This window comes from Planktotalea arctica, from assembly GCF_002105285.1.
GTDB lineage: Bacteria > Pseudomonadota > Alphaproteobacteria > Rhodobacterales > Rhodobacteraceae > Planktotalea > Planktotalea arctica.
The window spans coordinates 1-13,604 of sequence record NZ_MUHR01000004.1 but is presented as its reverse complement, the minus strand read 5'-3'; the positions used below and the strand labels follow the sequence as shown (position 1 = coordinate 13,604).

Genomic DNA, 13,604 nt, shown 5'->3' with positions numbered 1-13,604 from the left:
GACGCCCCTTTATCGGGGTGTTTAACACTTTGACTATCTCGACGATTGGAGCCGAAATGCCGTTTACCTGGCTCGTATTGATCCTTCTTGCCATTGCCGCGATCGGATTTGTTCTGGGCCGTGGTCGCGCGCTGAAAAGTGCTGGTGGTGACCGTCGTGATCTGCATTCTCTACCTGTATACTACGGCGCAAACGTGGCCATGTGGGCCATCGTGCCCGCTGCGGCCGTGCTCATCATCTGGATGTTGGCGCAGCCGTTTTTCGTGAACTCCCGCGTGCTCGCGACGCTGCCTGGTGCGGTGGTGTCGGAAGGAAGCTCCATCGGCCTTGTGATGAGTGACGTGCGCCGCGTGGCAGATGGCCTTGATGTGGCGGTGCAGCAAGGCGCGATGAGCCGCGATGAGGCGGCATCCCTCAGCACTGATACGTCTGATGTGCGTGAGCGCTTGGGAGAAGTTGGTGTGGCCCTTGGCTCCGCTGTCAGCGCGGATGTGCTGAAGGGCGCGCAGCTTTACCGCACGCTTAATGCAACCAGTTCCAAGCTTATGACAGTGGTTGTCCTGCTCATCGCACTGGGTGGGGCCGCTTATGCCTATTCGCGATCCCATGCTGATTTCCGCGCCCGCAACACTGTCGAGCGGGGCATCCTTGCGCTGTTGATTGCAGCAGCGTCTGTCGCGATCCTGACCACAATCGGGATCTTGTTTGCTCTGCTCTTCAACACCATCGAGTTTTTCAAGCTGTACCCCGCGGCTGATTTCTTTTTCGGGACGAATTGGGCACCCAGTTTTTCGGGGCGCGGTGGTTCCTCAGACCTTGGCGTGCTGCCGCTGCTTTGGGGCACCTTCTATATTTCATTCATCGCACTTCTGGTCGCTGTGCCCGTCGGCCTCTTTTCCGCGATCTACCTGTCGGAATATGCCGGGCCAAAAGTGCGCAGTGTCGCCAAGCCGTTGATCGAAATCCTCGCTGGGATTCCGACCATCGTCTACGGGCTGTTTGCGCTGCTAACTGTTGGCCCAATGCTGGTGAGCATGTTTGGCAAAGATACGCTTGGCTGGATGCAGGGCGGCACTGCCGTGATGACGGCTGGCCTCGTGATGGGCATCATGCTTATTCCCTTTGTCTCCTCGCTGTCAGACGACATCATTAATGCCGTACCGCAAGCGATGCGGGACGGGTCTTATGGGCTTGGTGCCACCAAGTCTGAGACCATCCGTCAGGTGATCCTGCCTGCCGCGTTGCCTGGTATCGTCGGTGCGATCCTGCTGGCCGCTTCGCGGGCCATTGGCGAGACGATGATTGTGGTGCTGGGGGCAGGGGCCGCGGCGCGCCTGTCGCTCAACCCGTTTGAGGCAATGACCACCATCACTGCCAAGATCGTGAGCCAGTTGACCGGTGATGCCGATTTCGCCTCGCCGGAGGCGCTTGTGGCATTTGCCCTCGGCATGACCCTCTTTGTTCTAACGCTCGGGCTGAATGTTTTTGCCCTCTACATCGTGCGCAAATATCGGGAGCAGTATGACTAATGACTGACACAAGTATGACACCCGCCGCAGCCGCGCCCGAAAAATCCAGCCTTTTGGTGCAGGACGCGCGTACACGCAAACGCAACGCCGCCGAAACCCGTTTTCGCATGTACGGTATGGCCGCCATCGCTGTGGGTCTGCTGTTTTTGGTGTTCCTGTTCACGTCTATTCTGCGCTCGGGTCTTCCCGCTTTTACCCAGACCGTTGTGGAAATCGAATTTACGCTGACGCAGGAACAATTCGACACCGCGGAATCCAAGATGCTCAAGACCGGCGAATATCAAAAGATATTCGTAAACGCGCTTTCAGGGCAGCTTAATGCCAGTGGGTTGGACGTCGACTTTGATAATAAGGCGATTGAGCGGATTGTCGGAAAGCCCGGCGGCACGATCCGCAGCTTCTTTCTTGAAAACCCCGATCGCATCGGCACACCAGTATCGTTTGAATTGGCCGCGTCGTCGCGTGTCGATGGCTATCTCAATGGCCGGATAACCCGCGATACGCTTGTGGACAGTCGGTTCCTGATGGCAACTGACCTTGATCTGGTGGATGCGCTTCAAGACGCGGGCATTGTCAAAGGCGCGTTCAACTGGAACTTCATCACGGGCACGGATTCCGGCGTGGACAACCCCGGTGGGGCGGGCTTGGGCGCGTCTGTGATCGGCTCGTTCTTTATGATGCTTGTCGTGCTGTTTCTGTCGCTGCCCATCGGGGTGGCTGCCTCCATCTACCTTGAGGAATTCGCCCCCAAGAACCGCTGGACGGATCTGATCGAGGTGAACATCTCCAACCTTGCGGCCGTGCCTTCCATTGTGTTTGGTATCCTTGGCCTGGCTGTGTTCATCCAGTTCGCGGGCTTTCCACAGTCGGCGCCGCTGGTTGGTGGTCTGGTCCTGACGCTGATGACGCTGCCTACGATCATCATCTCGACACGCGCCTCACTGGCCGCTGTGCCGCCGTCCATTCGCGATGCGGCGCTGGGTGTTGGGGCCTCGAAAATGCAGTCGGTATTTCATCATGTGCTACCGCTCGCGATGCCGGGCATCCTGACGGGCACGATCATCGGATTGGCCCAAGCCTTGGGCGAAACAGCGCCTTTGCTGCTGATTGGAATGGTTGGGTTTGTCGCGCGCGAATATCCCGAGACTTTCGTCGGCGGCTTTACCGACGCCAACTCGGCCATGCCCGCGCAGATCTACACTTGGGCCAGCCGCGCGGACCCCGGATTCTACGAAAAAGCATGGGGCGGCATTATCATTCTGCTGCTCTTCCTGATCACGATGAACGCCATTGCCGTGCTCTTGCGGCGCCGTTTTGAGCGTCGGTGGTAGGGAGCGGTACAATGAATGACATGAGAATTGCGGAGAGAAAAGTGGACACCAACGAGGTTAAGATCGCAGCCAAAGACGTGCAGGTCTATTATGGCGACAACCATGCTATAAAAGACGTGAGCGTCGAAATTGAAGATAAGACTGTGACAGCTTTCATCGGCCCTTCGGGGTGCGGCAAGTCGACCTTTTTGCGCTGCATCAACCGGATGAACGACACGATCGATGTCTGCCGTGTGACGGGTGACATCATGATTGATGGCGAAGACATTTATGATGCCAAAGTCGATCCTGTGCAGTTGCGCGCAAAGGTCGGTATGGTGTTCCAAAAGCCGAACCCGTTTCCGAAATCCATCTACGATAACGTAGCTTACGGCCCCAAAATCCACGGTTTGGCCAAGAACAAGGCAGATCTGGATAACATTGTCGAAAACGCCCTGCGCCGCGGTGCGATCTGGGATGAGGTCAAGGACCGCCTGCATGCACCAGGCACGGGCCTTTCCGGTGGCCAGCAACAGCGTCTTTGCATTGCGCGTGCTATCGCAACAGAGCCCGAAGTGCTGTTGATGGATGAGCCATGTTCCGCCCTTGACCCTATCGCCACGGCCCAAGTCGAGGAGCTTATTGACGAACTGCGCAAGAGCTACTCGGTCGTGATCGTCACACACTCAATGCAGCAAGCAGCACGAGTCAGCCAAAAAACGGCCTTTTTCCACCTCGGCCACCTTGTTGAGTATGGTGAGACGACCACCATCTTTACCAATCCAGTCGACCCACGCACCGAAAGCTACATCACTGGCCGTATCGGCTAAGGAGTTAAAAATGCACGATAAACATATCGCATCAGCCTTCGACCGTGATCTTGAAGCGATCCAGGCACAGATTATGAAAATGGGCGGGCTGGTAGAGAATGCCATCCTTGAGGCTGCAATCAGTCTTGAGACGCGAGACGAAGAGCGTGCAGAAGCAGTGCGCAAGTCCGATAAAGCCATCGACGCCTTAGAAGAACTTATCAACGAAGAGGCCGCGCGTGTAATCGCCTTACGTGCGCCCACGGCGATTGACCTGCGCGTCGTGCTTTCTGTCATCAAAGTGAGTGCCAACCTGGAGCGCATCGGGGATTACGCCAAAAACCTTGCCAAGCGCACAGGCGTGCTGTCGCAAATGGAGCCCGTGAATGGCAGTGCGGGGGCCTTGCGCCGCATGGCCAAAGAGGTCGAGGGGATGCTGAAAGACGCGCTGGACGCCTATGTCGCACGGGACGCCGAACTGGCGCAGGACGTGATCGACCGCGATATTCAAGTCGACCAGATGTATAACGCGCTGTTCCGCGAGTTCCTGACCTTTATGATGGAAGACCCCAGCAACATCACCGCTTGTATGCACCTGCATTTCATCGCCAAGAACATTGAACGCATGGGCGACCATGTGACGTCGATCGCAGAGCAGGTTGTCTACCTTGTCACTGGCGCAATCCCGGATGAGGCGCGCGCCAAAGGCGACAAAACATCATTGCCAAGCTAAGGAGACCTTTCAGATGTCCACTGATCAGCCCCGTGTTTTGGTCGTAGAGGATGAGCCAGCCCAGTTGGAAGTTCTGGCCTACAATCTCGAAGCCGAAGGGTTTGCGGTAAGCCGTGCGAGAGACGGGGAAGAAGCTCTTTTGATCATCAGTGAGGAAGCGCCGGACATCATTGTGCTGGACTGGATGATGCCCAACATGTCCGGCATCGAAGTCTGTCGGCGCATCAAGAACAAGCCAGAGACACGCTCTACTCCGGTGATCATGCTTTCGGCGCGCTCTGAAGAGGTGGATAAAGTGCGCGGGCTGGAAACTGGCGCGGATGATTATGTCGTCAAGCCCTATTCGGTGATCGAGTTGATGGCGCGGGTGCGTACCCAGCTGCGCCGCGTGCGACCTTCTTCGCTTGGCCAACAACTTGCATTTGACGATATTATTCTGGACGGTGAGACGCACAAAGTCACACGCGGCAAAGACGAGCTCAAGCTAGGGCCAACGGAATTCCGGCTGCTCACCACGTTCATGGAGAAACCCGGGCGCGTCTGGAGCCGTGAGCAGTTGCTCGACCGTGTATGGGGGCGGGATCTATACGTCGATACCCGTACAGTGGATGTCCACATTGGCCGTCTGAGAAAAGCATTGTCACAGCATGGAGGCGCCGATCCGCTGCGCACAGTGCGTGGCGTAGGATATGCGCTTGGCTAGCCCAAGCAGGCAGGGGATCTCCGTCGGTTCAGGAAATTTTATCCACAGCGTGTCATAAAACTGTTACTCTCTAGATTCAGAGCAGTGAGGTTTTCCAATGATCAGCCGGTGTGCAATTTTTCTGGGTATCAGTTTGGCCATCCCGACGCATTCACAGGCGCGGATGTCTGATGTTATTTGTGATGACAGCACCCGGATGATCAAAACCCTGAAAGAAACGAGGGGAGCCAAACGCCACGGGATGGGCTTGCGCGATCCGGAGACAATGCTTGAGGTGTGGGTCACTGTGCGCAACGGCGATTGGGTGATTGTGCAGAACTATGCAAACGGAACATCCTGTATTGTCGCGATGGGGGAACATTGGGAAGGTTCTTTGACGAATCCCGCTTAAAACACCGCTTCTTCCAAGCGATCCGTCGCAGGTGCGGGCCGCACAGACAAAGCTTCGATGCGGTCGTATGCCTCATCAGTCAATTTTAGGTCCAACGCCTCTAACGAGGGCTGTAATTGCGCGACACTGCGCGCGCTGATGATAGGGGCAGTCACCGCAATGTGTCGCGCTGCCCAAGCCACAGCAAGCGTCGCCGCGTCAATGCCCATTTCAGTCGCGATATCCGACAAACCTTGCGCGGTCTCAGCCATCCAATCCTGTCCATACCGCGCAGCATAGCGTTTATCCGTAGAAAGCCGCCCTGTTCCCCCAGACAGATATTTGCCCGTCAGCAGGCCGCTTCCAAGAGGGGAATAGGGTGCAACTGCTATCCCCTCATCAATTGCCATCGGGAATATCTCTACCTCGGCCTGACGTTTGATCAGTGAATACATTGGCTGGATAACATCAATCCGCGTGCCGACCAAATTTGCAACGCCTTGCGCTTTCATCACCTGCCATGCTGCAAAATTGGACACACCAATGTAGCGAATTTTACCCGATTCCTGAAGACGAGACAAAGTCTCGAAAGTCTCAAGTAGAGATGTCTCTGCATCCCACCGATGCAAATAGAGAATGTCGATCGTATCCAGATCCAACCGTACCCGGCTTTCATCAAACTGTTTAAAGATGTTGTCGCCGCTGCTACCGCCTGTATAGCCTGCCTTCGTTGCAATGATGAGGTTTTCACGATCATGCTTTACAAATTTCCCCAAAAATCGCTCTGACTGTCCACCATTGTAAGTGTGAGCTGTGTCAAAGAAATTTATTCCGTGACCAAGGCATGCCTCAAACATCGCCTGGCTCGCGACTGCATCAGATGCGCCACCGAATTGCATGCACCCAAAGCAAAGCGGTGAAAGGTTTGTGCCCGTTATCGCATGCAAATCTCTCAACTGAAACACTCCGACGAAGGTTATATCGTAGTGATTTTTAGCCCAATTGTATGACTGTTCTATGACGTCGCCGAAAGAAGGCTGTCAAACCCCACATTAGTAGGTCTCTGCGTAGTTTGGGCGTCGAATGGCGGATCATCAAATGAGCTCGACGCCAGCATTGTTCGCAGTTATGCATTCGAACTCTTCATCCGCATCCTCTCCAATTGAGGAGTGGGCGGATTCGACATATTATTGAGAATCTAAACAGCCGCCTATGTGCAAAACATGTACAATATTGAAATCAAAGTGCCAACAAAGATCTAAGCAAATATTTAACATAATGTATATTATGCGTTTTTTATCATCTGGTAAAATATTCTAGACCAAGCGCCCTACTTCGAGGCAGAAATAGCAATTTGATCTACCTTGGGCGCCGTTATCAATCGTGCGATTTCGCTGAAGCAGCCGTTCGTGCAGATAGCGGCGAAGGTGTCGAAAGAGCCCAAAATTGACGTTAAGCCATGATGCTGACGCAGCATTTATTCGCGCGCTCAGCGCGATAGTCTCTTCAACGCAGCGATTTTTACCAAACCAGCCATTCAGACGGGCAAGTAGTGCTGGAAACCAAACAGGCCTTTCGCTGCACCTGGCCTGATTTGGAAAGACGCGGACAAAGCCCCATTTCGCTGCGCTTGCGCCAAGGTCAGCTATGGCGCACTCACGACTAATCATTTCTCAAGTCTATCAGCATCCGGGTGCAATGGGATGTTGCCATCCGCTCAATCAATCGGCCGAGTACGCTCCAATTTTTGAAGTACCCAACCGATTGTTCACTAGCGCCTCAGCAAAGGTGACACCTGCCGTAACACCATCAATCACAGGTAGTCCAAACTCCTCACTGAGCTGCGCCATAAGATCCGCCATCCCGGCACACCCCAGAACGATTGCTTCTGTCTTGTCTTGCTCGATTGACTCGCGGATTTCAGATCTAATTTTGAACAATGTTGCCGGATCGCCCTCTTCCAGTTTTAAGACGGGAATGTCTGTTGCGCGAACCCGCGCGCATTTTTGGGCAAGCCCATAGCGCATCAGGTTGTTTTCCAGACCTGGTACAGAGCGTGAGAGTGTTGTTATGACGCTAAACTTGTTGGCGATCATACTGGCTGCGTGATAGGCGGCCTCGCCGATGCCCAAGACGGGTACCTTGACAAGTGTCCGCACTGCATCGACGCCAGTGTCATCGAAACAGGCAATAACGATCGCATCGACATCTGGATGCCGCGAAACTTCGGCTAGCAGGCCGGGTATGCAGGTGGCGACATCCAGAAAGCCCTGAATGCTGGCTGGTCCTTCTTGCGAGTTGGTGGCAATGATCTCTGTATCAGGACGGGCAACGGCCCTTGCCGCAATTGCAATTTTATCCGTCATGGATCTGGTCGTATTCGGGTTAATAACCAGGATTTTCATATCAGCTCACACCTCACCACCAAGATAGGCGGCCTTGATCCGGTCATCGTGCAGTAATTCCTTGGAGTTACCTTCGATGACAACATTCCCGGTCGCCATTGCGTATGCACGGTGTGAAATGCTCAGCGCCATGCGTGAGTTTTGTTCCACCAGTAGCACTGACACGCCTTCATCGCGGTTAATCGCAACAATTGAACGGGCAATGTCCTGCACCAGCTTGGGGGCGATGCCGAGACTGGGCTCGTCCAGCAGCAACAGCTTGGGCTTGGCCATCAGCGCGCGGCCGATGACCATCATCTGTTGTTCACCACCTGACAGGGTTCCAGCAGCCTGACTGTAACGTTCCTTGAGGCGAGGGAAGCGCGTCAGAATACTGTCCAATGTGTTCTGGATGTCGGCTTTGTCGCTGCGGGTGAAGGCCCCCATCATCAGGTTGTCTTTGACCGACATGAACGGGAAGACACGGCGGCCTTCGGGCACCATTGCGATACCGCGTTTGACGATGTCCGAGGGATCAGTACTATCTACACGCTCGCCTTCGAATGTCACAGAGCCCATCACAGGCTTTGCCAACCCAGTGATGGCGCGCAAGATTGATGACTTGCCCGCACCATTGGCCCCAATCAGGGCAACGGTTTCACCCTGATTTACGTGCAGGGACACGCCCTTCAGCGCATAGACATGATCGTAGTAAAGTTCGACGTCTTTGAAATCTAACATTGCTGTCATGGTTTACATCCCGATCTCATCGTCGACGCTGCCAAGATAGGCCTCGATGACTTTTTCATTGTTCTGGATTTCAGAAGGCGTGCCCTCTGCGATTTTTTCGCCGAAGTTCAGCACCACAATCCGATCCGAAATATTCATGACCGCTGGCATATCGTGTTCCACCAGCATGACCGTCACACCACGCTCGTCGCGCACTGAGCGCACCAAATTAACCATATTCATGGTTTCATCATGGTTCATCCCCGCGAACGGTTCGTCCAGCAGCAGCACCTTGGGGTCCGTCGCAAGGCCTATTGCAATGCCAAGCGCGCGCAGACTGCCCTGCGGCAGATTGCTGGCCTGTTCATTGCTGATCTCGGACATGCCAAGGAACTCCAGCAACTCGTCCGCATATTTCTCAAACGCGGTTACATCCTCCTTGGCCGTTTTCGACCCCCAGAAATATCCCGCAAGCGAGGCCTTGGCGCGCAAGTGTTGGGCCACCACAACGCTTTCACGCACGGTCATGCTTTTGAAAATCGTGGTTTCCTGAAACGTGCGCACGACCCCTTTGCGCGCCACGATATGTGGCTTGAGGTTCGAGATGCGCTCGCCTTGATAGATCACTTCGCCAGATGTTGTCGGAGTAAACGAAGCGATCATTTTGAACAGCGTGGATTTGCCCGCGCCGTTCGGTCCGATCACCGACAGGATTTCATTCTCGGCCACATCAAAGCTGATCGCATTGTTTGCCGTCAAACCACCGTATTTCTTGGTGACGTTCTTGACTTGAAGAAGCGGGCTCATTTGTCACCTCCTTTGCCGATACGGATGCTCAACAGGCCATTGGGCAGAAAGCGGATAATGAGGATCAGAACCGTTGAGTAGATCAACATTTGGTATTTGCCGAACTCAAATAGCAAGTCCCAGCCAAAGTAGAGCACCAGCGTGCCGAGCATCGGGCCAAAGACATAGCCAAGGCCACCAAGAAAGCAGTTCAGCATGAAATTGACCGAGTCCGCAACTTGAAAGCTGGACGGATAGACCGACTGCGCGATCGACCCGAACATGGCGCCACCAAGCCCGCCGAAGAAGCTGGAAATGGCAAAAATCACGATGCGGATGTAGGAAATATTAACCCCGATCGAACTGGCGAGCTCTTCGTTCTGTTGCATCGAGCGGCACAGGTGCCCAAGGCGGGAATTCACCAGCCGGTAAAGTGCGGCATAGGTCAAAATCATGATGACGCAGGCTGTGTAATAGAAGGCCAGCTTCGTGTTCTCCATCCCTGCAAAGTCAGGCAGGATCGGAATGCCGAACAGCGATATTCCGGATGGCAAAGGGATGTTCGATATGCCTTTTGCCCCGTTGGTGATGGGCAGCGCCAAGGCCGTCAGCGTCACAACCTGTGTAAGAACCAGCGTGATCATTGCGAAATATACGCCACGCAAACGCAGGATGGGCAGGCCGATCAAGATTGCCACGATGGCCGCGAAGAGGCCCGCCGCGGGGAGTGATATCCAGAAGGACCAGCCCGCTTTGACCACCAGAATGGCTGAGACATAAGCGCCGATCAGCGCAAACGCGCCTTGGCCAATGTTGATCCGGCCAATGTAGAAGGTCAGCCAGACTCCGGCACTTGCGATTGCCAAGAGGGCGACAGATGTCAGGGTAAAGTAAAAATCCCAACGCCCTGTTGCGCCGATGATCAGCGGGACACCAATGAAGATCATGAACAAGAAGATCCCGACGCCGATAAGCTGTTTTGAGGTAAATCCAAGCATCACATCAACCCCACGGTTTGCCCATCAGGCCTTGCGGTCTAATGGCTAGGAAAATCATTAAGGAGACGAAGATCAGCAGGTAAGTGATATCACCGTATTGATAGAGAACCGCGAGGCCAATGGCCTCCATGAACCCAAGGATGATACCGCCCCAAATCGCGCCGGAAATCACACCAGCACCACCGATCATGACCATCATAAAGGCTTTGATTGATGTCGGGCCGCCCATACCAAGGTTCACCCCTGTAATGGTGACCAGCAGACCACCGACCAGACCGGCAAGCATCGCACCCAGAGCGAAACCGATCATCGAGTAACGGTCTACATTCACACCCATCAGCTGGGCGGCAGTCCGGTCTTGGGCCAAGGCGCGCAGGGCGCGGCCCGTCTTTGTGTATTGCATCAGGCCGATGAATGCGACGATCGACAGGATCGCCAGCACACATATCAAAATACGGTCATATGGCATGATCAACCGAAAATCGTAGTTGAATACGCCGTCGACAATCTTAGGAACGCCGCGTTGCTTTTCGCCGAAAACCAGAAGGATCACTGCATCAAGGAAGAAGGCGATACCAGCAGCCAGCAACATGGTGCTTTCTTCGCGGGCCGATCCTTTGATAACCGGCGCGAAGAGAAATCTTTCAATCAGGGCCCCAAGGATGGCGAGCGTGACACAAGACATCACAAGCGCCAAAACAAACGGGACGCCCCACTGGCCGTAGAACGTATAGGTGACGAAACCGCCAATTACATACATCTGACCGTGGGCAAAGTTGAGGACGTTCATCAGGGCAAAGATCAGGGTCAGACCAAGCGCGATCATCGCATACTGGGACCCCAGATAGACGCCATTGGCAAGTATCTGTTCCATGGAGCTTTTCTTTCTTGAAAAAGCCCCGAGCCAAGTGCGGCCCGGGGAGGTTCTGCTTAGGAAAAGGTCAAAAGCAGAAAGGGACGTCTTTAGTCGACTTCAGCGACGAACAGCGTTTCAAACGCGCCATCCTGAAATACATTCACCACCAAAGGAACCGCAACCTGACGGCGCTGGCCAAAGGACGTCATGCCGACATAACGCAGCTTCGCGTCGCCATTCATGTAGGGATTTGGTGCTTCAAACGTGTCCATTGTCGTTTGGAATGCATCAACATCAGTGATCGCAGAAGGATCAACTTTGAGCGTCTCAAGGATATACTCTAAAGCATAGACCTTGGTGTTTGACTCGTCATTATATTCGCCAAACATATCGGTGTACCGCTGAACGAATTCAATCATCATAGGCGATGCAAGCTCTGGTGTGGACGCGCCACCTACAGAGATAAATCCATTTGCCAGATCACCAGCTCCTTCGGCCAGAACGCCAGCATCCTGTGCAGTTTCTGTCGAAATAAGGCCTTGGAAACCCAGCTCACGGGCTGAACGGATCAACTGAGGTGCGTTTGCGGGCGATACACCTGACAGCACCAACAAATCTGGCTGCGCGCGCATCACAGGCGTCAGAACTGGTGTAAAGTCGGTGGTATCAACCTGATATGTCACATTGTCGGAAACAACTTCCATACCAAGCGCAGTTGCGGCTTCAACACCGCCGTCACGCTGACTGAGAGGATCAGATTCGTTTGCTGCGATGAACGCAACGGTCTTAACGCCTTCGTTTTCCATGAGGTATTTGTAGATCGCAGGACCAGACTGGTAGTTTGCAACCATGCCCAGAACCGCATTGGAGGCTGGTGCCTGATAAAGCGACTTAGGGAAGGCGTAAGGGAAATACATGATCCCGTTGGATTCAGCCACGGGACGGACAGCTGCAGCGCCGTCATCGACGTTCGGACCAACAACATAGTGAATACCCTCTTGGGCCATCTTCTCCATGCCAGCGATTGCGCGCTTTGGGTCTTTCTGATCGTCGAAAGACACGATCTCAATGTCATAAGTCGTATCGCCGATGGTATAGCCGCCGGTCTCATTAATCCAAGCAGCACGCGCTTCCATAGAGCGTTGGTTGGAAATGCCCCAAGCAGCAGCAGGGCCACTGGTGACGCCAACAAATCCGATTTTCAGAACTGGATTCTCAGCGAAGGCAGCCGTTGCGCCAAACGCCGTCAGTGTTGCAGCTGTCAATGCCGCCTTCATAAGTGATCTTCGTTGCATGTTTCAAACTCCCGTTGAATTCAATTTCGACGCATTTTGCGCCATTCTTGGCCGGCAGTTTGATGGAATCCCATGCATGCCGCGTCGTCAGTTCACGATTGTTAACAATCTATGTCAACACATTTGTTGATTTGATCGACAAATGCCATGGCTTGGCCTTACACTGATTAGAGTTTAAGCGTTTACAATCAAACGAAGTCGTAAAACCAATCAGTCTTGAAAGTAATCTTGTGTCCTCCAACCCAGACCAAAACAGTATGGCTACCCTGGACCCTAAAACGGGACCAGATGAAAATTTTATAGTTGAGCGAATATACAAGGCCGTCATGGAACAACGTTTGGCACCGAATACCAAACTGAGTGAGGCGCGCCTCTGTGAGACATTCGGTGTTGGTCGCATGCGCGTTCGGCGCGCACTTCTTCTGCTCTCAAGTCAGGGTATCATTAAGCTACAGTCAAATCGTGGTGCATATGTGGCCTGTCCCGACAAGTCCGAAGCGAACGATGTATTCGCGGCCCGGATGTTAATTGAACCGCCGCTCGTTCGGCAACTGGCGCAGAACTCGGGTGATATTGATCTGAAGCTCCTCATCGACCACATTGCGCTTGAAGATGCAGCTCGCCAAAAGAAAGAGCGCACCGAGATCATTCGGCTGTCTGGTGAATTCCACACAAAACTCGCCCAAGCGACTAGAAACAAGTTTATCTTCCGTATGATGCGCGAGTTGGTCACACGGACATCATTGATCGTCGGCCTTTTCGGATCATCAGAAAACGCCAGTTGTCCGGATGATGAACACAGCAACATCCTGAAGGCGATCCAGTCCCATAATCCAGCGCTGGCTGAACAGCTTCTCATATCTCACCTGAACCACATCCAGAGCGGTCTAGATATGGAATCTCGGCAGGAGCCTCAGGATGACTTGGCAGCTATTCTTGGATCGGATTGATCCAGGGAATGTCCGAGCGTCGTTGGCGAACAGAGTACGTTGCTTTTTCTTCACGTAAGTCCAAGCTATTGAACGACTGGTTTTCTGCCCCTGATCAAAGCCGTCATTCGTGCGTCGCGCAGCATCGGTGACTCGGGCTCAGAGTTCGCTTT

Annotated in this window: 14 protein-coding genes; 7 read left to right on the top strand and 7 right to left on the bottom strand. The window is 53.8% G+C overall.

Features of this window, described 5'->3' with window-relative positions; translation table 11 throughout:
• Positions 1-56 precede the first annotated feature (56 nt).
• The 6 genes from pstC (at position 57) to B9P63_RS04250 (ending at position 5,475) form a co-directional block, all read left to right on the top strand.
• Positions 57-1,529, top strand: coding sequence for a phosphate ABC transporter permease subunit PstC (pstC, locus tag B9P63_RS04275; RefSeq protein WP_085307334.1), 1,473 nt, complete (start codon positions 57-59; stop codon positions 1,527-1,529).
• Positions 1,529-2,860 (top strand): phosphate ABC transporter permease PstA, encoded by a 1,332-nt coding sequence (gene pstA, locus B9P63_RS04270; protein ID WP_085307333.1) that lies wholly within the window; start codon positions 1,529-1,531, stop codon positions 2,858-2,860. Before pstC ends, pstA begins: the two co-directional genes overlap by 1 nt.
• Positions 2,861-2,871: 11 nt before the next feature.
• Entirely contained in the window at positions 2,872-3,669 is a 798-nt protein-coding gene (pstB, locus tag B9P63_RS04265) for a phosphate ABC transporter ATP-binding protein PstB (RefSeq protein ID WP_085307332.1), read from the top strand.
• Between the two features lie 10 nt (positions 3,670-3,679).
• The gene (gene phoU, locus B9P63_RS04260; protein ID WP_085307331.1) at positions 3,680-4,381 is read left to right on the top strand and encodes a phosphate signaling complex protein PhoU; all 702 of its coding nucleotides are present in this window, start codon (positions 3,680-3,682) and stop codon (positions 4,379-4,381) included.
• A gap of 13 nt (positions 4,382-4,394) precedes the next feature.
• On the top strand, positions 4,395-5,084 hold the full coding sequence (gene phoB, locus B9P63_RS04255; protein ID WP_085307330.1) for a phosphate regulon transcriptional regulator PhoB: 690 nt from the start codon (positions 4,395-4,397) through the stop codon (positions 5,082-5,084).
• Between the two features lie 163 nt (positions 5,085-5,247).
• On the top strand, positions 5,248-5,475 hold the full coding sequence (locus B9P63_RS04250) for a hypothetical protein (RefSeq protein WP_139816199.1): 228 nt from the start codon (positions 5,248-5,250) through the stop codon (positions 5,473-5,475).
• On the opposite strand, the gene B9P63_RS04245 is transcribed toward B9P63_RS04250, so the two are convergent.
• The 7 genes from B9P63_RS04245 to B9P63_RS04215 all read right to left on the bottom strand — a co-directional run bounded on the left by B9P63_RS04245 (position 5,472) and on the right by B9P63_RS04215 (position 12,502).
• Entirely contained in the window at positions 5,472-6,419 is a 948-nt protein-coding gene (locus B9P63_RS04245) for an aldo/keto reductase (RefSeq protein ID WP_425439731.1), read from the bottom strand. The genes B9P63_RS04250 and B9P63_RS04245 overlap by 4 nt on opposite strands.
• 756 nt (positions 6,420-7,175) lie before the next feature.
• Positions 7,176-7,859 carry an aspartate/glutamate racemase family protein gene (locus tag B9P63_RS04240; protein WP_085307328.1) on the bottom strand — a complete coding sequence of 228 codons (684 nt, stop codon included), beginning with the start codon at positions 7,857-7,859 and terminating at the stop codon, positions 7,176-7,178.
• A gap of 6 nt (positions 7,860-7,865) precedes the next feature.
• Entirely contained in the window at positions 7,866-8,588 is a 723-nt protein-coding gene (locus tag B9P63_RS04235) for an ABC transporter ATP-binding protein (protein WP_085307327.1), read from the bottom strand.
• Positions 8,589-8,591: 3 nt separating this feature from the next.
• Positions 8,592-9,374, bottom strand: coding sequence for an ABC transporter ATP-binding protein (locus B9P63_RS04230; RefSeq protein ID WP_085307326.1), 783 nt, complete (start codon positions 9,372-9,374; stop codon positions 8,592-8,594).
• Positions 9,371-10,351 (bottom strand): branched-chain amino acid ABC transporter permease, encoded by a 981-nt coding sequence (locus B9P63_RS04225; protein ID WP_085307325.1) that lies wholly within the window; start codon positions 10,349-10,351, stop codon positions 9,371-9,373. The genes B9P63_RS04230 and B9P63_RS04225 overlap by 4 nt, the downstream gene beginning before the upstream one ends.
• A gap of 4 nt (positions 10,352-10,355) precedes the next feature.
• Entirely contained in the window at positions 10,356-11,225 is an 870-nt protein-coding gene (locus tag B9P63_RS04220) for a branched-chain amino acid ABC transporter permease (RefSeq protein ID WP_085307324.1), read from the bottom strand.
• A gap of 89 nt (positions 11,226-11,314) precedes the next feature.
• Positions 11,315-12,502, bottom strand: coding sequence for an ABC transporter substrate-binding protein (locus tag B9P63_RS04215; protein WP_085307323.1), 1,188 nt, complete (start codon positions 12,500-12,502; stop codon positions 11,315-11,317).
• 257 nt (positions 12,503-12,759) lie between these two features.
• Here B9P63_RS04215 and B9P63_RS04210 point away from each other — a divergent pair, with 257 nt between their 5' ends.
• Positions 12,760-13,452: a GntR family transcriptional regulator gene (locus tag B9P63_RS04210; RefSeq protein WP_085307322.1), complete on the top strand. Its 693-nt coding sequence runs from the start codon at positions 12,760-12,762 to the stop codon at positions 13,450-13,452.
• Positions 13,453-13,604: the final 152 nt, after the last annotated feature.

What these genes read in the sequence shown, in the direction of transcription:
- pstC (WP_085307334.1), top strand. Translation starts at nt 57, where the DNA reads ATGCCGTTTACCTGGCTCGTATTGATCCTTCTTGCCATTGCCGCGATC.
- pstA (WP_085307333.1), top strand. Translation starts at nt 1,529, where the DNA reads ATGACTGACACAAGTATGACACCCGCCGCAGCCGCGCCCGAAAAATCC.
- pstB (WP_085307332.1), top strand. Translation starts at nt 2,872, where the DNA reads ATGAATGACATGAGAATTGCGGAGAGAAAAGTGGACACCAACGAGGTT.
- phoU (WP_085307331.1), top strand. Translation starts at nt 3,680, where the DNA reads ATGCACGATAAACATATCGCATCAGCCTTCGACCGTGATCTTGAAGCG.
- phoB (WP_085307330.1), top strand. Translation starts at nt 4,395, where the DNA reads ATGTCCACTGATCAGCCCCGTGTTTTGGTCGTAGAGGATGAGCCAGCC.
- B9P63_RS04250 (WP_139816199.1), top strand. Translation starts at nt 5,248, where the DNA reads ATGTCTGATGTTATTTGTGATGACAGCACCCGGATGATCAAAACCCTG.
- B9P63_RS04240 (WP_085307328.1), bottom strand. Translation starts at nt 7,859, where the DNA reads ATGAAAATCCTGGTTATTAACCCGAATACGACCAGATCCATGACGGAT.
- B9P63_RS04235 (WP_085307327.1), bottom strand. Translation starts at nt 8,588, where the DNA reads ATGACAGCAATGTTAGATTTCAAAGACGTCGAACTTTACTACGATCAT.
- B9P63_RS04230 (WP_085307326.1), bottom strand. Translation starts at nt 9,374, where the DNA reads ATGAGCCCGCTTCTTCAAGTCAAGAACGTCACCAAGAAATACGGTGGT.
- B9P63_RS04225 (WP_085307325.1), bottom strand. Translation starts at nt 10,351, where the DNA reads ATGCTTGGATTTACCTCAAAACAGCTTATCGGCGTCGGGATCTTCTTG.
- B9P63_RS04220 (WP_085307324.1), bottom strand. Translation starts at nt 11,225, where the DNA reads ATGGAACAGATACTTGCCAATGGCGTCTATCTGGGGTCCCAGTATGCG.
- B9P63_RS04215 (WP_085307323.1), bottom strand. Translation starts at nt 12,502, where the DNA reads ATGCAACGAAGATCACTTATGAAGGCGGCATTGACAGCTGCAACACTG.
- B9P63_RS04210 (WP_085307322.1), top strand. Translation starts at nt 12,760, where the DNA reads ATGGCTACCCTGGACCCTAAAACGGGACCAGATGAAAATTTTATAGTT.